This window comes from Ruoffia tabacinasalis, from assembly GCF_005864045.1.
Classification (GTDB): Bacteria; Bacillota; Bacilli; order Lactobacillales; family Aerococcaceae; genus Ruoffia; species Ruoffia tabacinasalis.
Genome location: NZ_VBSP01000111.1, coordinates 1 through 686, shown reverse-complemented (window position 1 = coordinate 686; position 686 = coordinate 1). Strand labels below are relative to the sequence as shown.

The 686-nt window shown below is 33.2% G+C and carries 1 protein-coding gene; it reads left to right on the top strand.

Translation table 11 applies throughout. The features are described from left to right. Positions 1–518, top strand: a 518-nt coding sequence (locus FEZ33_RS12255; RefSeq protein WP_138405622.1) for a transposase, incomplete at its 5' end; no start/stop codon positions are given. Between the last annotated feature and the right edge of the window lie 168 nt (positions 519–686).

Genomic DNA, 686 nt, shown 5'->3' with positions numbered 1-686 from the left:
GGTTCCTATCAACCACGTCTAAGTTTGATTTTTTAAAACGAGGCAGTAAGGATTATTACGAAATACGTTTCCGAGTGGTTAGACTCAAGCTAAGTGAAAGCACCTACGAGTGCTTGATAACAAATCTTGATGACAACTTTACACCCAATGACTTAAAAGAATTATACCATTTACGGTGGGGAATTGAGACTTCTTTTCGTGATTTAAAGCATTCAGTTGATTTAGAATACTTACATACAAAAGAAAGCAGCCAAATCTATCAAGAAATATATGCAAGATTAATTACCTACAATTTCACCATGAGGTTAGTTGGACAAGTAAAATTTCCTAAAAAGAAACGACATTGGGATTATCAGGTAAATGTTAAGATGGCTTTTAGGCTATATCGCCGATATTTAAATGACATGTCGATAGATATTATGCGATTAATCTCATCTTATATCCTTCCAATTCGAGAAGGTAGGAAGTTTGAACGATTAAAATTCCGAAGAGGCTTTGTTGGTTTTCATTATAGATAATTTTTTTTTGAAAAGCAGAAGACTTATTTGACATGCCTTCCAATAGAAAAATAACTTGTTTAGAATAAAAAAAGCCAAAGACGCCTCTTCTTCACACTATTTCATGTGAAGAAGAGGCGTCTTTATATAACGATAGGAATTCATTTCCCCTTAACTTAATGACATTGA